General features: G+C 56.4%; 15 protein-coding genes. 1 reads left to right on the forward strand and 14 read right to left on the reverse strand.

Translation table 11 applies throughout. From position 1 onward, the window contains the following. Window positions 1-27 precede the first annotated feature (27 nt). From AABB29_RS09490 to AABB29_RS09550, 13 genes are all read right to left on the reverse strand, one after another. Complete coding sequence (locus AABB29_RS09490; protein WP_373636891.1) at window positions 28-441, reverse strand: thioredoxin family protein; 414 nt, start codon at window positions 439-441, stop codon at window positions 28-30. 12 nt (window positions 442-453) lie between these two features. Beyond that, window positions 454-1,167, reverse strand: a complete 714-nt coding sequence (locus AABB29_RS09495; protein WP_341367152.1) for a cytochrome c biogenesis CcdA family protein — start codon at window positions 1,165-1,167, stop codon at window positions 454-456. Between the two features lie 173 nt (window positions 1,168-1,340). Next, window positions 1,341-1,631 (reverse strand): HU family DNA-binding protein, encoded by a 291-nt coding sequence (locus AABB29_RS09500; RefSeq protein WP_341367151.1) that lies wholly within the window; start codon window positions 1,629-1,631, stop codon window positions 1,341-1,343. A 131-nt stretch (window positions 1,632-1,762) separates the two neighbouring features. Next, window positions 1,763-3,244, reverse strand: coding sequence for an AMP nucleosidase (locus tag AABB29_RS09505; protein ID WP_341367150.1), 1,482 nt, complete (start codon window positions 3,242-3,244; stop codon window positions 1,763-1,765). Further along, the gene (gene ade, locus AABB29_RS09510; RefSeq protein WP_341367149.1) at window positions 3,241-5,037 is read right to left on the reverse strand and encodes an adenine deaminase; all 1,797 of its coding nucleotides are present in this window, start codon (window positions 5,035-5,037) and stop codon (window positions 3,241-3,243) included. The genes AABB29_RS09505 and ade overlap by 4 nt, the downstream gene beginning before the upstream one ends. Before the next feature lie 56 nt (window positions 5,038-5,093). Further along, on the reverse strand, window positions 5,094-6,587 hold the full coding sequence (locus AABB29_RS09515; protein ID WP_341367148.1) for a response regulator: 1,494 nt from the start codon (window positions 6,585-6,587) through the stop codon (window positions 5,094-5,096). A 94-nt stretch (window positions 6,588-6,681) separates the two neighbouring features. After that, a complete protein-coding gene (locus tag AABB29_RS09520; protein WP_341367147.1) occupies window positions 6,682-7,647 on the reverse strand; it encodes an ATP-binding protein in 966 nt (321 codons plus the stop codon). 130 nt (window positions 7,648-7,777) lie between these two features. Further along, entirely contained in the window at window positions 7,778-8,794 is a 1,017-nt protein-coding gene (locus tag AABB29_RS09525) for an ABC transporter ATP-binding protein (protein WP_341367146.1), read from the reverse strand. Then, a complete protein-coding gene (locus AABB29_RS09530; RefSeq protein ID WP_341367145.1) occupies window positions 8,794-10,047 on the reverse strand; it encodes a hypothetical protein in 1,254 nt (417 codons plus the stop codon). The genes AABB29_RS09525 and AABB29_RS09530 overlap by 1 nt, the downstream gene beginning before the upstream one ends. Window position 10,048: 1 nt before the next feature. Continuing rightward, window positions 10,049-11,263 carry a carbohydrate ABC transporter permease gene (locus AABB29_RS09535; RefSeq protein ID WP_341367144.1) on the reverse strand — a complete coding sequence of 405 codons (1,215 nt, stop codon included), beginning with the start codon at window positions 11,261-11,263 and terminating at the stop codon, window positions 10,049-10,051. Beyond that, entirely contained in the window at window positions 11,260-12,504 is a 1,245-nt protein-coding gene (locus AABB29_RS09540) for a sugar ABC transporter permease (protein WP_341367143.1), read from the reverse strand. Before AABB29_RS09540 ends, AABB29_RS09535 begins: the two co-directional genes overlap by 4 nt. Window positions 12,505-12,611: 107 nt before the next feature. Continuing rightward, entirely contained in the window at window positions 12,612-13,964 is a 1,353-nt protein-coding gene (locus AABB29_RS09545; protein ID WP_341367142.1) for an extracellular solute-binding protein, read from the reverse strand. A gap of 33 nt (window positions 13,965-13,997) precedes the next feature. After that, window positions 13,998-15,062, reverse strand: a complete 1,065-nt coding sequence (locus AABB29_RS09550) for a LacI family DNA-binding transcriptional regulator (protein ID WP_341367141.1) — start codon at window positions 15,060-15,062, stop codon at window positions 13,998-14,000. Between the two features lie 260 nt (window positions 15,063-15,322). Here AABB29_RS09550 and AABB29_RS09555 point away from each other — a divergent pair, with 260 nt between their 5' ends. Further along, window positions 15,323-19,387: a hypothetical protein gene (locus tag AABB29_RS09555; RefSeq protein ID WP_341367140.1), complete on the forward strand. Its 4,065-nt coding sequence runs from the start codon at window positions 15,323-15,325 to the stop codon at window positions 19,385-19,387. Between the two features lie 61 nt (window positions 19,388-19,448). Here the strand turns inward: AABB29_RS09555 and AABB29_RS09560 are convergent, their stop codons facing one another. Then, window positions 19,449-20,348, reverse strand: a complete 900-nt coding sequence (locus AABB29_RS09560; protein WP_341367139.1) for a LysR family transcriptional regulator — start codon at window positions 20,346-20,348, stop codon at window positions 19,449-19,451. Window positions 20,349-20,449 lie beyond the last annotated feature (101 nt).

Below are 20,449 nucleotides of genomic sequence, written 5' to 3' on the forward strand. Positions count from 1 at the left end.
CCGCGTCCCGGACTCGATCCGGGACCTCTACGAGGTCGCATTAAGCGCTGTATCCATAAGCGCCTGAATATCTGCCGTTGATGTACGTGCAACAACGCGCCCGAGCTCTTGATCGCCCTTCATCACCACCAATGTTGACCGTCGGGGGATGTTCAAGTCACGTGCCAGTTCGCTGCGGCCATATTCATCCCAATCGACATTGATGAAAGTGATAGCTTCATCATAGGCTGGGTTTTCACTGCGTAAATTTCCGATCACGCGTTCTTGGGCGCGGCAGGTGGTGCACCAGCTGGCTTTGAAATCAAGGAAAACGATGTCTCCAGCAGCCAGGCGTTCCTTGACCAGGCCGGGCGTATATTCCAGCGTTTCAGAGGCCAGGCTGATCGTAGGCAACACAGCAAGTGCGGCGGTAGATGTAATGAATTCACGACGTTTCATCATATTTCTCCTTGTTCAAAAACGGACCGACAGATCCTGTAGCCAGAATGGCAAATGGTCGAGCAACCAGATTTCGGCATAACGGTGCAGGTTCAGAAGCAGGGCAATTCCGAGCCCGATAAAGATCACTCCGGTGATTGTACGAACGCGCCCCGAAATGGCGCGCAGCCAATCGCGGCGCCGTCGGATGGCATTTTGCGCGCCATAGGCAAGCACAATAATGATCGTCGAAATCCCCAGCGCGAAGCTAAGCATCGTGCCCGCAGCCAGCCAGAGGCTCTCCCCCGACGAGGCCAGCGCAATCGCGCCGCCCAGCGTCGGGCCGACACAGGGCACCCAAACGGCGCCCAGCAATGCGCCGCCCACAAATTGCCCCGAAAGACCGTCGCGGTTGACGTCATCCATCCGCGCGTCAGCCCGGGCAGACATGCCTGCTGTCACGGCTGTAAAGCGGGTCGAAAATTGCGGGATCAGCAAGACCAACCCAAACAGCACCATAATGGCCGCACCAGCGCGGGCTATCATGACATCATCAACGCCCAGGCTACGGCCGAAAACCGCAACGGTCATCCCGACGATCACAAATGACAGGCTCATACCGGCCGCTAAAATAAGCGGTCCAGCACGTCCGGCCTGCAATGCGGTTGCCAAGACGATAGGCAAGACCGGCAGGACGCATGGGTTGATCAAGGTCAGCAGCCCGGCAAGATATCCAAAAAAGAAATCCATGACGTTATTTGCGCGGATTGCACGTGTTTTGTCAGCCCCCTACAATGTGACAGCCGGTCACTTTGGCGTGGGCTCCGAACATAGGGGCCGCCGCATTTCGACGCAAAAAAAGGGTCACCAAATCGGTGACCCTTCGAAAACTCGCGATTTGGCGCAAGCGCCAAAAACAACGCTTAGCCGTTGACGCTATCTTTCAGCGCTTTGGCGATTGTCATTTTGACAACCTTGTCAGCTTCTTTCTTGATCTGCTCGCCGGTGGCAGGGTTGCGCACCATACGCTCTGGGCGCTCACGGCAGTAGATCTTGCCAACACCAGGCAAAGTCACGGCGCCACCGCCGGAAACTTCTTTGGTGATGATGCCAGTCACGGCGTCCAGCGCAGAGCCTGCGGCCTTCTTGTCCATGCCTGTTTCTTCGGCTAGTGCAGCAACCAGCTGCGCTTTTGTCATTGGTTTTGTCGCCATTTTACTGGTCTCCCTCGTTCGCCCCACCTATGGGGCACTTTGCCCGCTCATATAACGGTATGTAGTGGTACACCACAACGATTAGTGTAGGTTTACAAGGGAAAAAGGCGCTTTTTTGTGTTTTTACAACCTCAAAGGAAGGCCGTCTCTTCAAAACTCCGCAATTTCCGGCTGTGAATGCGCTCCAGCGGCATATCGCGCAGCCTTTCCATAGCACGGATTCCAATCATCAGATGGGCAGCAACCTGTGTTTTGTAGAATTCCGAGGCCATCCCAGGCAGTTTCAGCTCGCCATGTAGCGGCTTGTCCGAGACACAAAGCAGTGTTCCATAGGGGACGCGAAATCGAAATCCGTTTGCCGCAATCGTGGCGCTTTCCATATCCAGCGCAATCGCACGGGACTGCGAGAGGCGCTGCACAGGTCCAGCCTGTTCGCGCAGTTCCCAATTGCGGTTATCGATCGTGGCAACAGTGCCGGTGCGCATGATCCGTTTTAGCTCATAGCCTTCCAGCTCGGTCACATCCGCCACAGCCGTTTCCAGCGCGATTTGGATTTCCGCGAGCGCAGGGATTGGCACCCAAACCGGCAGGTCATCATCCAAAACGTGATCTTCGCGCAAATAGGCATGGGCCAACACGAAATCCCCGAGCCGCTGGGAATTGCGCAGACCCGCGCAATGGCCAACCATCAACCAGGCGTGCGGACGCAGCACGGCAATATGATCCGTGGCCGTCTTGGCATTCGAAGGACCAACGCCGATATTCACCAAGGTAATTCCGCCACCGCAGGCGCGCTTGAGATGATAGGTCGGCATTTGCGGCAGTTTCGCCGGGACCGGCATGGGCGCATCGGCATCAGTGATTTCAACATTGCCGGGACCAACAAACGCGGTATAGCCGCTTTGCGGGTCCGCAAGCATGTGGCGGGCGTAGGTTTCAAATTCTTCCACATAGAACTGGTAGTTGGTGAACAACACATGGTTCTGGAAATGCTCAGCCGCGGTCGCCGTGTAATGGGCAAGGCGGGCCAAGGAATAATCCACGCGCTGGGCGGTAAACGGGGCCAAGGGGCGGGCACCATCAGGATAGGTAAAGCCTTCGCCATTGACGATGTTGTCATGCGTGGTGGTCAAATCGGGCACATCAAAACTGTCGCGCAGGCTGAATTCCATCGATCCATCCTGCGGGACGGTAAGCCCCGGATCGTTCGCGGCAGCGAAATGCACCGGCATCACCGTGTCTGACGCGCCAATGATCACAGGCATACCATGGCTTTTGATCAACAAAGCGATCTGCTGCTCCAGATAGGACGCAAACAGATCAGGGCGGGTGATGGTCGTGGCATAAGTGCCCGGTTCCGCCACATGGCCAAACGACAGGCGTGTATCCGTCTTGGCATATGTGGTCGTGGTCAGGCGGATCTCGGGGTAAAAGGCGCGCACCCGGGTCGCAGGCTGACCCTCCACCAAAGCCTTCGCAAAATTGGTAGACAGAAAAGTGACCGCCGCGCTGTACAGTTCCTGCAGCCGCTCCACAGCGTTCTTCGCATCCGTGAAAGCCTCAGGCTGCGGAATATCCGGTGTTTCGATGCTCACCTGTTGCGCCATGTTCATGCGTTTTCCTCAAAAAGTTCCGTCAATTCGAATTTGTCCACGTCGACCAAGCCAAGATCAGAGATGCGCAACGACGGAATGACAACCAGCGCCAACAATGAATGCTGCATATAAGCGTTGTTCAGCGTGCAGCCGCAAGCCTCCATCGCGCGGACCATCTGGTCAGCTTTTGCTGCAACCTCGGCTGCGGGGCTGTCCGACATCAGGCCGGCGATGGGCAGTTCCACCAGCGCCAGCTCTGCGCCGTCTTTCCAGACAGTCACCCCGCCACCAACCTCACCCAGCCGGTTCGCTGCGGCCGCCATCATCGCCCGGTCGGTTCCCACAACAATCATGTGATGACTGTCATGCGCCACGGTTGAAGCCATGGCCATCCGGCCCTGATACCCAAATCCCGAGACGAACCCATTGGTCACATCGCCCGTTGCGCGGTGCCGTTCCACCAATGCGATCTGATATGTATCATCCTTGCCCGCAACGATCCCATCCACGACTGGCAGTTCAGCGGTCAACGCCTGTGTCGGGGCCTGATTTTCGACAACGCCAATCACCTTGGCTTTGACCGAATTTGCGCCCGCCGGTGCAGCAATCGCAAAATCATCCTCGGTCAGCACCTTACCCATGCGCACTGTTTTGCGCGCATCCTCAGGCCAGTCGAAATGCGGACAATCCACCGTGATCTGACCATCCATCGCCACAGTCTGCCCGCGCGCAATGACATGCTCAATCGGCAGGGTCTTCAGGTCCGAGGTCAGGATCATATCCGCCCGCCGCCCCGGCGTAATAGACCCTAACTCTCGCTCTAACCCGAAATGCGTGGCCGTGTTAATCGTCGCCATCTGCAACGCCACCAGCGGATCACACCCGCAGTCAATCGCATGGCGCACGACGCGGTTCATATGCCCGTCATTGACCAAGGTCCCGGCCATGCAATCATCCGTGCACAGGATAAAGTTGCGCGGATCCAGCCCCTTTTCGGTAACGGCGGTAATCTGGCTTTCCACATCATACCAGGCCGAGCCCAACCGCATCATCGACCGCATCCCATTGCGAACGCGGGCAATGGCATCCGCCTCAGCGGTGCCCTCATGATCGTCAGCGGCACCACCCGCGACATAGGCACTAAACGGAATACCCTTGTCGGGGCTCGCATAATGCCCACCCACAGTCTTGCCCGCATTCATGGTCGCGGCCATCTCGGCCAGCATCTGGGGATCACCATTAATCACACCGGGAAAGTTCATCATCTCGCCCAAGCCGATAATCCCCGGCCAAGCCATCGCCTCGGCCACGTCCTCCGCAGAGATCTCAAACCCGGTCGTCTCCAACCCGGGGGCAGAGGGCGCACAGGACGGCATCTGCGTATAGATATTGATCGGCTGCATCAGCGCCTCATCATGCATCATGCGCACACCATCCAGACCGAGGACATTAGCGATCTCATGCGGATCGGTGAACATGGTAGTGGTGCCATGGGGGATGACAGCAGCAGCAAACTCAGCCGGGGTCAGCATGCCGCTTTCAATATGCATATGGCCATCGCACAGACCGGGGATCAGATAGCGACCCTCGGCCTCAATCACACGGGTATCAGGGCCAATACAATGGCTGGCATCGGGGCCCACATAAGCAAAGCGGCCGGCAGCGACAGCAACTTGCCAGTCCAAGACTTCGCGGGTCTGCACATTGACCAGCTTACCGCCACAAATAACAAGATCAGCACCGTCACGCCCCGCAGCGACAGCAACCAAACGAGAGGCCGACTCGGCCCATGATTTGAAGTGAATTTCCATCCCCAATGGTTTCACCGTTTTGGGGGAGGTGCAAGAGGGCAGATCGGGGTCCCCGGTCAGTCGGCGCTAAGCACCGATCGTATGGCAACCATCAGGGCGTCAGGCTCAACCGGCTTATGCAGGACGGGGCCAAGCGTGGCCTCATCATGGTGATCCAGCTTTTCAGTATAGCCCGTCAGATAAATGAATTTCATCGTTGGATGCTGGGCGCGGACCAGGCGCGCGAGCTCTAGCCCATCCAAACCGGGCATCTTGATATCGGTGATGATCAGATCAAGCTTTGCACCAGCCTCGATAAAGGTCAGCGCGGCTTCGCCGGTCATGACCATCTCAACATCATAGCCATCCTGCGCGATAATTTCCTTGGTCATCACAGCTAGGATTGATTGATCCTCCACTAGCAGAATGCGGGCATTTGACGGCTTGGCTGTTTCCGTCGTGGTGCTTTCGTCGACTATGTTTGTGGGCTTAGATCCGACCGGTAAGATCAGGCAGATCTCGGTGCCGTGGCCTTCCTCTGATTGCAGCAGCAATTTGCCGTTGTTGTCCTGGACAAAGCTTTGGGCCATCGCCAGGCCAAGGCCCGTACCATTGCGATCCTGCTTTGTTGTGAAAAACGGATCGCTACAGCGGGCCATGACATCCGGGGACATTCCGCAGCCATTGTCACGCAGCCGAATGTGCAGCATGTCGTCTTCCTGTGTGACGCGGACAGATATCGTACCGATACCGCCCGTGGCGCGAATGGCATCATCGGCATTCAGGACGAGGTTCAGCAGCACATTCAGCAATTGGCCGGGGTCGCAGCAGGCCACAAGGTCTTCCGGCTCAGCGATATCCAACATCACCTGCGCTGCAACCGACGCGGCCGCCAAGGCGCGCAGATCAGCCATTGTCGCGCGCAGAGGGGCGGAATTGACCGCGTGGTCGGTATTGCGGGACAAGGCAACCAATCGCCCAGCCAGGTTTTTGCTTTCCTCAATCACTTTCAGGGCGGTGTGGATCTGTTGTTTTGCCTTATCGGTCACGGCCGTCGGTTTTAGAAATTCAATGCAATACCGCAGCGCGCCCAATTGATTGTTGAAATCATGGGTGATGCCGGCGGCCAATTGACCCACGGCATCCAACCGGTTTGAGCGTTCAAGCGCCTTGCGTTTCGTGTTTAATTCGCGCTGGTTTGCGGTGTGTTCCATCACGCGATCAATCGCAGTCCAAAGCGTTGCCGCTGTCAGATCGCGTTTAGGCAGGTAATAGGACGCACCAGCCAAAAAGGCATCGGTTGCAGCTTGTTCATTGCCCTGACCTGTAAGAACAATGACCGGCAGATTTGGGCGGGCTTCGCGTAGCTTGGCCAGAACGTCCAACCCATCCTCGCCATCAAGGCGCAGGTCAAGCAGGACGCAATCAAAGGCCTGCTCTTTGGCGTGACGCATGGCGCCCGCACCATCAAAACAGCCGATGACGTCTACATCTGACTTTCCGTTTTGCAACAGGTCGGCAACCAGTTCTTGTTCTTCAGGGCTGTCATCTATCAGCAGAACTGAAATCATATTGTGGGTACTCCGCCACACCGGTAGAGGGATGCAAAATAATCAAAGGTTGTTTTTGTTTTCACTAAATCGCCCCAAAGCTGTTGTAGACTTTTTACGCCGCCTCTGGCGCTAAGGGAAGTGTGACGTAGAAGGTTGATCCTGTTCCAAGCTCAGACGTGAAATCGACAATCCCGCCATATTGCGCAACGATCTTGCGCACGAACGCGAGGCCAGAGCCCGTGCCAGGGTCTTCATCGGCAAGAAATCTATAGTCCTCACGTTTGTTAAGGCGGCTGAAAATCTGAAAGACCTTTTCGTGATGCTGGTCGCTGACGCCAATCCCATTGTCGCGCACAAAAATCGCATCTTTCAGCGTTTGGCCGTTGATCTCCACCGAACTGACAAAGCCGATTTCAACATGCTTTTGGGCATTTTCATTATACTTGATCCCGTTCAGGATAAGGTTTTGCAGGATGGTTTTTACGTCGACCCTTGCTGCCAAAAGGGTGGGGATCGGACCTGTTTCGATAATCTCGCCACCGCGTTCGGCCAGCCAACCGGATAATTCATTGCGGATCGTGTCGATCACCTGATGCGGCTCGACCAGATCGCTTGGCCCATCATTATGGCCAAGCCGCGAGAAAAACAGCAGATCCGAGATTAACTGCTGCATGCGGCCCGACAGCTCGTTCATGCGCAAAGCCCGTTCACGCGCTTTGGGGGGCAATTCCTCGCGTAGTAGAAAATTGGCGTTGATACTGATGCCGCGCAGGGGCTCTTTCAGGTCATGACTGGCAATATGCGCAAATTCGTCCAATTCCCGATGGGATTGGGCCAGATCCTCGGTCAGCTTGTCAACCTGTTGCTTGAGCGCATGTTCACGGCTGGCGTGCCGCTTTTCCAATGCAACCACGCGGACCCGATACCGCTGCCGTTGCCAATAAAGAAGGCCAAGCAACAACAGGATCAAAACGATCGCCATGCCGGGTAACAGACCGCCATTCAGTGACGTTTGGCGTTCTTGCGCGGCGACAGGCGTGCCTAGAATGCCAAGCGTAAGCACTTGGCAAAAAAGCAAAAAGAGGCGCTTTTTCCAAATCATATGGCGACAACCAGACGCAGAGGGACTTACGAACATAGCAGGGCTCCTGCCGCACTTAATCACACGCAACAATAAGTTGTAAGCGCCCTTTTGGGGCCGTGAGATACTAAGTGATACGCAAACCGTCCTGGTCAAACCCGTGCAAATTGTCCTCTGGTATCGATAGACCGACCTGATCACCGACCTTGTACGCGGTATTGCCATTTACACGTACTGTAATCTGACCGGCATCGCCGCAGTTCAAAATCACAAAGGTGTCGGCGCCAAGATATTCCAGCAGGTCGACCACGCCATCCAATTGGCCAGTGCCCGGCGACACCAAATCAATATGTTCGGGGCGCATCCCAATGGATATCGCACCTGTCGGTAGATCGCGTCCAGTGATCGTAGTGGCCGGAACCACATTCATCCGGGGCGAGCCGATAAATTGCGCGACAAACAGATTGGCCGGGTTCTCATACAGCTCGCGCGGGGTGCCCACCTGTGCGATCTTTCCGAACTCAAGCACCACGATCCGATCGGCCAGTGTCATCGCCTCGACCTGATCATGGGTGACGTAGATCATCGTCGATTTCAGCTGCTGATGAAGTTTTGCGATCTCATATCGCATTTCCACACGCAGCGCGGCATCGAGGTTCGACAGCGGCTCATCAAATAAAAATGCAGTGGGGTCGCGCACGATCGAGCGTCCAATCGCCACGCGTTGGCGCTGCCCACCTGAAAGGTCCTTGGGACGACGATCTAGATAGGCATCCAGTTTCAGAACGCGTGCGGCTTCGTCCACTTTGGCGGCTACCTCAGACTTTGAAAGCCCGGCAGATTTCAACGGAAAGCCAACATTGTCGCGCACCGACATATGCGGGTACAGCGCGTATGATTGAAAGACCATCGCCAGACCACGCTTATTGGGTGGCTCGGCAGTCGCATCACGGTCACCGATCATGATCTGGCCACGGGATGTTTCCTCAAGCCCGGCGATCATACGTAAAAGGGTGGATTTTCCGCATCCAGAGGGGCCGACAAAGATCACGAATTCGCCTTCGTTGATCTCAAGATCGACGCCCTTGATAACTTGCGCCGTGCCATACCATTTTTCAACGGATTTGAGGGTGATCGACGACATCAGGCTGCCCCCCGTTTATCTTCGCGATGATCACTGGCCCAGCCTAGCCAGACAGCCGCGGTCCAGGTGAACGTCTCGCCCCCGGCGGGGGTGCCATCAAGCGGATTGTAATATTCAGCAAAGCCATGGCGGCTGATCAACTGGGCAGTATCGTCGCGGATGCGCCGACCCAAATCAGATAGGCCCTGCTCTTCCATGCCCGAACCGACAAGATAATTCATGATAGGCCATGTCGGCCCGCGCCAATACCGCAAAGGATCAAAACCAACAGCGGCAGGGTCAAAACTGGGTAGCGCATATGTGGCTGCGTCCAGCATCCGTTCAATTGCAGGGCGGGCGCGTTGGTCATTCAGGCCAGCGTACCAGCACAGCGCCGACGCGTTGGACAAGACATCGTTAAACTTTCCGCTATGCACATCGCGGCTATCATAGCATTGCATATCTGCATTCCACAGAGTCTCGGCGCCAGCTTCCAATGTGGCAATCCAGTCTTCAATTTCCGCGACATCCTCGCCAAAGCGGCGGCCCATCGTGATCATATCGCGCAGGGCGCGCAGCAAGGTGAACGTCATCGTGGGATCGGCCACGCGAAACGGGTTGATCTTGGCCAGCGCGCCATGGTCCCAATTCACCGAAACGCCCAGCTGCACCAGCTTTAGATAGCGATCGTAATCGTATTTTGTGGGGCGCATGGCCGGATCAACATGTGTGGTATCGCGCCGGGTGTACGCACCGACATCGCGCACATCGATTGCACGCATCGCATTATCCCAGTCGGGTGCATTATCGCGCCCAGCTTCCCATGGATGGGTGACACAGACAGCCCCGCGATCCAGCCGCCAGGTCATGAACCAACGATGCCATGCATGCAGTTTTGGCCAAAGGGCACGTGCACGCGGGGCGCCTGCCGGGTCCATTGCCAGCATCTTGGCCATGAATGTCGCGGCCACGGGGGGCTGTGTGATGCCAGAGGAAGGGATCGGCCCGCGCCCTTGCCAGACATCCGGCCCCGGAAAGTATCCAGGGTCGGGGCGATGGAACAGAATATGGGGAACCATCCCGTCATCCCATTGGCCCGACAGCAAGGTTTCAAGCTCGGTCCACCCGCGATCCGGGTCAAAGGTTGTAAAACCCCACGCGGCAAATGCGCTATCCCAATTCCACTGATAAGGATAAAGCCCATGGGTCGGCAGGGTATAGCGGCCCTTGTCATTCAGGCGCAGCGTCGCGCGGGCTTGTTCGGTCAGGTGCATATCATCCCTTTACTGACCCGGCGGTCAGCCCTTTTGTCATAAAGCGCTCAAGCCCAAGAAACAGGGCCATGATCGGAACGGTGGCAATTACAGAGCCCGCCATCAGATGTTGGCGCGGAATCTCGGATGAGTTCAGCGACGCGATGCCGCGTGTCAGCGTGAATTTCGATGGATCATCCAGCAGCATGAAGGCGAGCAGGAATTCGTTCCAGGCGATCATGAAAACATATAGCGACACCGAGGCAAGCGCGGGCAGCGAAAGCGGCAAGGTGATTTTCCAGATGACGGCAAGACGGCTTAGCCCGTCCATCAGGCCGGCCTCTTCGACCTCGGCGGGCAACCCGCGAAAATAGCCTTGTAGCATGTAAAGGGCGACGGGGATGGTGGTGACCGGGTAGATCATCACGATGCCGCTGAACGTATTGCGCAGCCCGGTTGTGGAAAATGCGATATAGATCGGCAAGGCCAGCACGATCATCGGGACCATGTAGATCAGCAAGATCGACCGGGAAAAAAGGGCGCGCCCCTGAAAGCGAAGGCGCGCGACCGCATAGGCCCCCGGGATCGCAAAAGCGAGCGTGATGATCACTGTCAGGACCGAAATGAAGAACGAGTTGAACAGATAGGTCCCAAAATTAAACTGCGTGAATAGCTCATCATAGGATCGGAAAAGCGCGGCCCCTTTTGACAAATCAATCGAAAAATCGAGCGGGTTCTGCATCAGCTCCGCTTGATTTTTGAAGCTGGTCATCACCATCACATAAAATGGGATCAGCACGATGGCCGAGAAAAAGATGTAGCCAAACCCGGTTAGAAAACGGATCACAGCGCGTTCGAATTCATGGCGGTTCAAGGCACCGTGGGGCAGGTCATCCAAAATCACATGGACCGAATAGGTAAAGGCCGTTGATAGCGCGATGGCGGCAAATGCAGACGGAAACCATCCCGTCTCAGTGCCAATGCTCAATGGGCCGAAACCCATCACGATCAGGATGGCAAGGGCAATCGTTCCCATCACCTCGCCCCAAAAATCACCCAACCGATGGCCGATGGTCCAGCCGATGATACCGCCCCAGAACAAGGCAAATAGCAGATGCGGGCGAAAGGCGGCGCCGGTGGCAAAGCTCATGATGACAGCGATGGTCGTCGACAGGACCACCATCCAAAGCGCCCCCAGAAGTGGGCTGGTGACAGCGTTAAAGCGCAGCGCTCTCATAGCCCTTCCTCTTGGCTGATGTATTTCAGAAAGAAGACCGAAAAGGTCAGCAGGCAGGCAAAGATCACAACTGCCACAGCCGCACCCGCCCCGATATTCGATACAGCAAAGGCCTGTTCATACACGTTGACTGTCAGGGTGCGGGTGCCCGCATTGCCACCCGTCAGCAGGAAAATGTCGTCGAACTTGTTAAAGGTCCAGATAAAGCGCAGCAGGAAAAGCACGCTGAGAATGCCCAGCAATTGCGGCACGCTCAAATACCAGAATTGCTGAAAAGGCGAGGCACCATCCATATCGGCGGCCTCATACATGTCGCTGTCGATGCTCTGCATCCGGGCCAGAATGAACAGGAAGGATAATGGAAAATAGCGCCAAATCTCAAAGATCGTCACCATGATCAGCGCCAGCGGACGTTCACCAAAAAAGTTGATGGCTTGGGGCGTTACGCCCATTTGCACTAGCAGCGCATTGGCCGATCCCGAGAAGGGGTCGAACAAAATCAGCCAGGCAAAGGCGACCGCGATGACCGGGGCGACATAAGGAAACAGGTATAGACCGCGCAATATGCCTTGCCCGCGGAATGATTTATTCAGCAACAGTGCCGCGAACAGCCCGACAACAAGGGCCCCAATTGTGCCGAACACTGTGTAGAACAGCGTGACCCATAGAACCTCGAAAAATTCGTCGCCGCTGAAGAGACGCTTGAAATTGTCCAACGTGAACGTGGCATTGGTCAGCACATTTGATGAGGTGCCAGTGGTGCTGGCCGGGCTGTCTTGCGGACGCAAGCCGCCGTCCAGATAGGCCTGTTCGATGATGACAGGCAGTGTGATCGTCTCGCGTGTGCCTGGATCCCAGTCACCCAGATCGCAGCGCAGGGCGCGATCATCGAGGATGCAGCGTGGATCAACCTCTTGCACGTTCAGGCCAAGGGGGAGGGTGTCAGCGAATGTGACGCCGGCAATCGGCTGATCTTGCGAGGAATTGCGCAACCGATAACGGATCACGGCTTCATCCCCGACAGCGTCGTCATCGCCGCGAATGTCTTCGCGCAAGACCACTTCAGGCGCACGCAAATCGGCAAGCTCAACGGGTTTGAAGGAAATCCAAAAAATAGCAATCAGAGGCAACAGAATGACCAGTGCGACAGCTGTCAGCGTTGGCAATAGCAGGCCCCAAGCCAAGCGGGCCTCGCGTTTTGCCAATGGGCCGGTGCCAGTGGGCGGTGAAAGTTCAGACATCGGTTCCCCAGACTACGTATCGGATCACCCGTCCCGGACTTGATCCGGGACCTCCACCACTGGCGTCCGGCAGAGGCCCCGGATCAAGTCCGGGGCGGGATGCGCGTTTATTGAACGGCCGCGATAGCGTCGTTCAGCGCGGCCACGGTTGCCGCCGCATCACGTTCACCGTCGATATATTCACGGACCAAACGGTTGATGACCTGTGCGTTGATAATGGCCGAGGCGGCCGATAGCTGGCCATCCGTCACACCCCAGCGCTGGGCGACATCAAGACCGCCGACGATTTCTTCAATCATGGATGCTTCATAAAGATCACCAAGCGGGGCCTTGCGGTCGACACCGACATCCAGCGTGGCCCAAAGATCCGCATAGGCGGTCGGATCATCTTCGGTGCCGCGGCGGACTGGGAATTTCCCTTCTGGCGCAATGGCAAGTGTCTGCTCATAGCCATCAGACATTGAGAATTGGACAAATTCCATGGCCGCATCGGTTGATGCATCCGATGTGATGCCAAAATACCGAACATCGCCCCAGGCGGCACCATCGGGGTTGGATGGTCCTGCAAAATTGGTGACGACGCCGGTTGCGGCAGCCAGATCACGGCTTTGCGGATCATCGTTGATTGTTGGTGGGGCGCTGTCACGTAGACCAGCCAGCTCATCCAGGATGAAAGGCGACCAGATAATCATCGCGGCATTGCCAGAAAAATATAGGGTGCGCGACTGATCCCAATACAAATCACCCGGGGGGGATGCCTCGGCAATGGCTTTGTAGAATTCCAGCACCTCGATCGTCGCCGCCTCATCCAGGGGCTGCACACCGTCGGGGCCAACCGGCGAAACGCCATTAGCGAGGAAAACATGCTCCAGCACTTGGCTCATGAAGTTTTCGTCAATTTTGGTCGCGGCGACAAAACCATACATCTCCGGTGGATTATGTAGGGCTTCCAAAGCGGCAAGCACATTGGCGTAGGAATTTGGCGGCTCCAATCCATTTTCCGCAAAAAGATCGGCGCGATAGACCAGCATCTGCGTCCAGCCATCCACCGGAACCGAGGCAAACCCACCATCAGCTGCGGCCATTTCAAGTGCCCCGCTGGCAAAAGTGCCCAGTCCCAACGCATCGATGACATCGGTCGCGGCATCAATATCCAGAATACCAGCCTCGGCCCAGGGGGCGGAATATTGCAGGGTATGATAAATCACATCGGGCAGATCGCCCGCCGCAAACGCAGCCGTTGCACGGGTGCCCAGATCAGTTTCTGAGACTGGGATCACTTCGACCGTATGGCCCGTGGCCGCCTCAAACTCGGCGGCCATCGCTTCTTGCCGGGCAAGGCGTTCGGGCTGCTCCTCAATTGTCCAAAACCGCAGTGTTTCGGCGGATAAGGCCGTCGCTGATAGGGCAACAGCCATGGCTGCACCTGCACGTAGATATGACATCTTGCTAATCTTCATATTTTCCTCCCGTTTGTATGTCTTAATTTGTCTTTAGGCTACGGGGCAGGGCCCCGTTGATCCGCGTTGAATAAAGGTCGCCGAAACAGTCTCGCGCAGCTCTTCTGCCGGCGCGCCCTGGATGCGCATGATCAAAAGGGCGGCAAGCTTTGCACCCGCTTGTTTGTTGTCGACAGAAAACGTGGTCAGCGGTGGGCGCAGATGGGTCCCCTCCAGAATGCCATCATATCCAATGATAGATAAATCGCGGCCGATCGACAATTTGCGATCCGCAGCCGTCTGATAGACGCCCAACGCAACTTGATCGAGGGCGCAGATAATCGCTGTGGGGGTATGCGGCATATCAAGTAAGCGTGATGCGGCTTGGGCACCTTCCTCCATCGTGACAGCGTTTTCTACAATAAGGTTGTGGTCAACTTCCAGGCCAGCCTGCGCCATGCCTTGGGCAAACCCATCGCCGCGTAGCTTGGCGTATGTATATTGTGTGCCGCCATTCACAAAGCCGATCCGGCTGTGTCCCAATGCGGCCAAATGCAAAACGGCGTCACGCATGGCGTCTTCACCGCGAATATCGAACCAACTGCATTCATCCGCGTCATCTTGTCGGCCAAAAAGAACAAAAGGCACTGTTGCGGCGCGCAGCAAAGCGACACGTGGATCATTGACCATCGACCGGGGTAAAATAAAACCATCCGCTTTGCGCTCGCGCAAAAGCGCGCGGATCGTCTCGGTTAAATGGGCGTCGCTGTCAGCGGATGCGACGGTCAGGGTGTAGCCCGCTGTCGTGGCGCCCTCGGACAGGCCGGCCAGAAATTCGGCCAGGAATGGACGCTGTGCATCGTGATCGGCCAGCTGCAGCACCAGGCCAAGGGATCTTGTGCGGCCGGTCCTGATCGCCTGCGCTTGGCTGAGTGGTTGATAGTTCATCTGCTCGGCCATGCGTTTGACGCGCAGCTGGGTGGCCTGCGAAATATCGGGATAGCCATTCATGGCGCGGGACACGGTCGATTTTGTCAAATTCAACGCCGCAGCGACATCGCTGATGGTCACACGGGTAACAGATCTTTCGGCGGGCATAATTGCGGATTTCTGTGACATGTCTTTGTCTCCCCCGACTCAAGGTGATGTCCGAAACCGGTTTCGGCAAGATTTATGTGAATTATTTCTGGACGACCTTAGGGTCACAAATATTATTTGGAATCAATACTTTAATTCGTTTCGGTTACTTCTTTACGCGGGTAAAAATTGTTCCCGCGACGAAAACGAAGGTTAACGAAGAATTAATTCCTGAGCCAACGCGTAACACCTGTGGACCGGCCAAAACGGCACGGAATAACGAGTTATCAAAGGATACGATCATGCCTCGTCAAACCTTCCCATCCCTCTCTTCGCTGGCTGTCAGCAACCGCAAACGCACCATTTCATATGTCGCGCTGACGCTTGGAATCATCAGCTATCAACCCGCCGCCGCGCAGCAGGCCGTGGTGGTCAGCGATGGGGACATCGTAACCGATACTGTGATCCTCGACGGGGATGGCGACAGCCTTGATGTTCAGGTTGGTGGTCAGATCGCCACGACAGGTGACAATAACGATGGGGTCATTGCCGAGGGTGCAAATGTGACCCTCGACAACGCGGGCGAGATCACAACTGCCGGTGACGGGGCTGATGCCATTCAAAGTAACGGGGCAGACGCCATCATTACCAATGATGGCCTGGTTGAGACCCTTGGCGACAACAGCGCCGGAATCGTGGCCACCGGCGATGGGTCGGTTGTTACCAACGCCGGTGAGGTATCAACCAATGGCGATAACGCCCACGGTATTGTGGTCAGCGCGGATTTTGATGCGCAGGATGTCGAAGACATTCTTGATGAGGACGGTAATTTTGATGCCGCTGCCTTTGACGCGCAGGCGATCAACGCCGAAGACGCAACCATCTCGACATTGGGCGACGGCGCCGATGGGATTGTTGTCAGCGGGGCCAATGGGGCTGCGCTGAACCAAGGCCTTGTTGAAACAGTTGACGAAGATGCCGAGGGGATTGTGGCCTCTGGTGACGGGGCGATTGCAATCAACACAGGTGATATCAACACGCAAGGTGAGGATGCCGAAGGTATTTTGGCAGATGGTCAGGGCGCCGTTGTGGTCAATCTTGGGAGCATTGATACCAGCGGTACGGATGCGGCCGGGATCGAGGCCGATGGCGATGATGCACTTGTCCTGAACGCGGGCAGTATTTCCACAACCGGTGAGGACTCCGAAGGTATCCGTGCAGGCGGGGCAAATGCTGTTGTCGGAAATGTAGCCGATGTGACAACCACAGGCGACAATGCCGAAGGCATTGTGGCCAATGGGGAAAATGCGCAGGTCGTCAATGATGGCGCGATTACAACGTCGGGGGATGCCGCGGAAGGGATCGAAGCAAATGGCAACGGTGCCAGTGTCACATCTACAGCCGCCATTGAAACCCAAGGCGCAGGTGCGGAAGGGATCATCGCAGGTGGTGATGCGGCGCAAGTGACCAATGCCGATCAGATCATAACCTCAGGTAGCGACGCCGAAGGCATTGAAATTGGTGGGGACACGGCCCTTGCAACCAACACCGCAGATGGGGCGATCACCACAACCGGCCAAAGCGCCGACGCGATTCTGGCCAATGGTGAAAATGCAGAGGTACAGAACGCAGGATTGCTATCGACCCAAGGGGACAATGCGAGCGGTATTTCCCTTCAGGGCGCGGGCTCGGTCGCGACAAACCAGGGCAATATCAGCACAACTGGTGAAGATGCCGACGGTATCCTGGTTCAGGCCGGCGGTGCCGAGGTCACGAACGAAGAGCAAATCACAACCACCGGGATCGATGCGCAAGGGATCAGCGTGGATGGGTCCGATGCGATCGTCGTGAACACAGCCGATGGCACCATCCAGACCTCAGGTGGCAGCGCGCAGGGTATCAAGGTCCAAGGGGATGCGGCCGTAGTCAGCAATCTTGGTTTGGTCGCAACATCGGGCGACAGCGCCGATGGCATCGAAATCACAGGCGATGATGCGCTTGTGACAAACGAAGGATCGATCACAACCACCGGCACGGATGGGAACGGGATCAGTGTGATTGGCGATAATGCCAATGTGACAAACGTAGCGGATGGGGAAATCCGTACAACTGGGGAAGGCGGCACAGGTATCGCGGTCAACGGTGCAGACGCCGTGATTAACAATCAGGGCCAGATCACAACAAGCGGCGAGGATGCGGCAGGGATCAATCTGGCCGGTACAGGCGGCACTGTGACAAACAACGCGGCAATCGAAACAACAGGCGACAATAGCGAAGGTATCGTATCAACATCAGTAGGTGCAGCGCTGAGCAACACAGGCGATATCACCACTGCGGGTAACGGGTCTGACGGGATTACGGCTGCTGACGCGGCCTCTGTGACCAATGATGGGGCGATCACGACGGGCGCGAACAACGCCAAAGGGATCATTGTCAGCGGCACGGGGACTGCAGTAACCAACAACAACGCGATTACAACATCCGGTGCGTCAGCCTCTGGCATTGAATCGTCCGCGACCGACGCGGTGATCGCAAATACCGGCGATGCGACCGTCAGCACATCTGGCGCATTTTCATCGGCGGTGAATATCAGCGGCGCAGGCAGCAGCTTTACAAATGATGGCGGGCTCAGCAGCACCGGGTTTTTCTCGGATGGGGTTTCGGTATTTGCGTCGGACGTCAGTATCGAAAACACCGGGCAGATTACGGCCACCGGCGGCGCGTCATCGGGCATCTTTGGCAGTGGTGACAACCTGGCCGTGACAAACGAAAATATCATCAGCAGCGCACAAGGAACGGCGGTATCGCTCAATGGGGCAAACGCTATTGTCAGCAACACCGATGCGATTTCGGGCACATCCGGGGTCGTGATCACTGGCGATAACGGAACGGTTACAAACGAAAATGCGATCACCGCAGATCTGAATGGTGGTGGGGTCAGCATCGCAGGCGGGACGGGCGGTCTGATCACCAATACCGGGACCGTTGCATTATCTGGTGCCGATAACGGGCAGACGACGGATAACGGGTTTGGGCTGTCGATGGGCAACATCAACGGGCAGATCATCAATGACGGGCTTGTGGACAGTTCCTTGTCTGACGGGGACGCGGTCCAATTGCTGGCCGAAGGAACATCGCTGATCAACACGGGCAGCCTGATCAGCATCGGCGATGGATCAGCTGCGGCTGTCAGTGGCGGGGTTGGGTCGCAGGATGTGACATTCCTTGAAACCACGCAGTTCACCGGGGTGATTGATCTGGGGCTGGGCGAAGACAGCCTGACCATCGATGCAGGCGTATTGCCAGAAGGCGTGTCAGTCCGGGTTTCGACCTTCGGGGTGACGGAATTCGATCTGGATGAGGATCTAAACCTGCAATTCGTGACATTTGCAGATGATTCAAATGCAGACCCAAGCGATGATCAGATCGATGTGGTTGCCATCGAATTCACCGCGCCGTCGGTCTCCAATGAGGTCACAAATGCGCTGACAGACAGCACCCGTGCGATGATCGATGAAAACGCGGGGTACAAGGGTGTCTGGGCCAGCGTGATCGGGCAACAGCAGTCGGTCGGCGCAAATGATGGCTTCGCTTTGGCACACACACAGGAATACGCGGGCGTTGTGGCCGGATATGAAGGTGTGGTGCAGGGGCGTGACCTGGGCTTTGTGCTGGGCGGCGCCACGACGCAGATCGAAACTGATACCGCCTCGATGAGCATCTCGGGCGGCAGTTATTTCGGCGGTGCGTATTATACTGAACCGCGCGCGGACGGACGCAATACGATCAGCTTCATGGTCGGGCGGCAAAGCTTTGACAGCGAGCGTCTGGTCTTTGACACGGCTGTCGCGGCGGATTTCGAAACGGCCGAGGCACAGATGGACAGCACGTTCTTTAACGCATCGGTCAGCTCCACGGGTATGGTGCGCAAGCTGGGCAATGCCGAATTGCGGCCATCTGCGGCATTGAACTACACGCTGACTACTTTTGATGAGTTCGAAGAAACAGGCAGCACCGGGTCAAACCTGCGGGTTGATGATCGGATCGGCCAAGCGCTGAGCGGTCGGAACCAGATGGCGATTGGTTTCACAGCCGGTAACTTTGACATCGAAGCGCGGGCCGGTATTCTGGGACGCCTCAGCGTCGAAGGCGCTTATGAGGCGACGTTGGTCCAATCTGGCGGCATCAGTGACGCATTTGACTTTGATGTGCTGGATGACGAAGCCTTTCTGGGCGGCTATGTCGGGACGCAGTTCAGTTACAAGCAACGGGCAGGTTTCAACCTAATTGGCGATGTCGAATTGCAGCGCGGACTGAATGACACGTCTGCGGTTGCGGCCAGCCTGAATGCGCAGTTCAAATTCTAGACGCAGGACCGATGAATGACGTTGCGGGCCGTATGCCAACGGCCCGCAATCGTTTTTAGGGCTACGATTTCCCTAAAACCTTCGCTGTTCTTACCACTTTTCGCTCGGCGCGGGGTTTGTTGAAATGGCGGCCCAGCTCGCGCATCAATCGGCGGTATGAGGCGCGGTGACGATTGCGCAGATTGACCCCGGCAAAAACAGGTTGGTTGATCACGGGCGCATCCGCGACAAGACCACAATGCCCCGCAGCAACAAGATCATCGGCAGAGCGGCGCAAGACATAAGCGGTGCCGGACAAAGAGGTCAGCAAATCAACCATCGCTGCATTCTGACCCACCGATAGCGACACGTTGTTCAACGACGGCAGAATGGCTGCGTGGGTATGGGAAAAGGCAGGGGCGTAATTGCCCAAAATATAGCTTTCTGCGGTGACATGTTCCAACGATGGAACCATGGTGGATACCATGACATAGCTTACCTCGCCCAACGCTTCGAAATACAAGTCAGGATGGGATTGCGGAGTGTATAGCACGGCAATGTCCTGCGCGCCCGACACAAGATCCAGACACATCTGCGATGAATAATCGGCCTCAAAGAAAAAGACAGTATCTGGCAAAGCGGCGCGAAACTGGCCAATCAAGGGGCTAATCAGGCCGCCCACCAGGTCATGCTGCAACCCGATCCGCATTGTAACCCCCGCGATGGCCGTGTCGCGGGCGGCATTCAATGCGGTCACCCAGGCGTGGCGTAAGGCACGGGCATGCGGCTCAAATCGCAGACCTTCGGTCGTCAGCGCGGTGCCAGAGCGCGAGCGTTGGAACAACTTGCGCCCGACATTTCCCTCCAGTGCCTTGATGCGGCCAGATACGGTCGATTGCGTGACGCCCAAACGCTCAGCGGTTTGGTTAAAGCTCTGGGTTTGGCACAGGTCCAAAAAGGTTTCGATCAGCTCAATCTGCATAGCATGTATTCTGCACTAATCGGAAAAGGCGATCAATAATGACCGGAATGGCGAATTGATACGTCTTTTAATCCGGCGCAATACTTGGGCGTGACAGTCTC

It is taken from the genome of Yoonia sp. BS5-3, from assembly GCF_038069655.2.
In the GTDB taxonomy this organism is placed as follows: domain Bacteria; phylum Pseudomonadota; class Alphaproteobacteria; order Rhodobacterales; family Rhodobacteraceae; genus Yoonia; species Yoonia phaeophyticola.

Bases quoted from the DNA above. Each gene is read 5' to 3' on its own strand.
- AABB29_RS09490 (WP_373636891.1), bottom strand. From the start codon at position 441: ATGATGAAACGTCGTGAATTCATTACATCTACCGCCGCACTTGCTGTG.
- AABB29_RS09495 (WP_341367152.1), bottom strand. From the start codon at position 1,167: ATGGATTTCTTTTTTGGATATCTTGCCGGGCTGCTGACCTTGATCAAC.
- AABB29_RS09500 (WP_341367151.1), bottom strand. From the start codon at position 1,631: ATGGCGACAAAACCAATGACAAAAGCGCAGCTGGTTGCTGCACTAGCC.
- AABB29_RS09505 (WP_341367150.1), bottom strand. From the start codon at position 3,244: ATGAACATGGCGCAACAGGTGAGCATCGAAACACCGGATATTCCGCAG.
- ade (WP_341367149.1), bottom strand. From the start codon at position 5,037: ATGGAAATTCACTTCAAATCATGGGCCGAGTCGGCCTCTCGTTTGGTT.
- AABB29_RS09515 (WP_341367148.1), bottom strand. From the start codon at position 6,587: ATGATTTCAGTTCTGCTGATAGATGACAGCCCTGAAGAACAAGAACTG.
- AABB29_RS09525 (WP_341367146.1), bottom strand. From the start codon at position 8,794: ATGTCGTCGATCACCCTCAAATCCGTTGAAAAATGGTATGGCACGGCG.
- AABB29_RS09530 (WP_341367145.1), bottom strand. From the start codon at position 10,047: ATGCACCTGACCGAACAAGCCCGCGCGACGCTGCGCCTGAATGACAAG.
- AABB29_RS09535 (WP_341367144.1), bottom strand. From the start codon at position 11,263: ATGAGAGCGCTGCGCTTTAACGCTGTCACCAGCCCACTTCTGGGGGCG.
- AABB29_RS09540 (WP_341367143.1), bottom strand. From the start codon at position 12,504: ATGTCTGAACTTTCACCGCCCACTGGCACCGGCCCATTGGCAAAACGC.
- AABB29_RS09545 (WP_341367142.1), bottom strand. From the start codon at position 13,964: ATGAAGATTAGCAAGATGTCATATCTACGTGCAGGTGCAGCCATGGCT.
- AABB29_RS09550 (WP_341367141.1), bottom strand. From the start codon at position 15,062: ATGTCACAGAAATCCGCAATTATGCCCGCCGAAAGATCTGTTACCCGT.
- AABB29_RS09555 (WP_341367140.1), top strand. From the start codon at position 15,323: ATGCCTCGTCAAACCTTCCCATCCCTCTCTTCGCTGGCTGTCAGCAAC.
- AABB29_RS09560 (WP_341367139.1), bottom strand. From the start codon at position 20,348: ATGCAGATTGAGCTGATCGAAACCTTTTTGGACCTGTGCCAAACCCAG.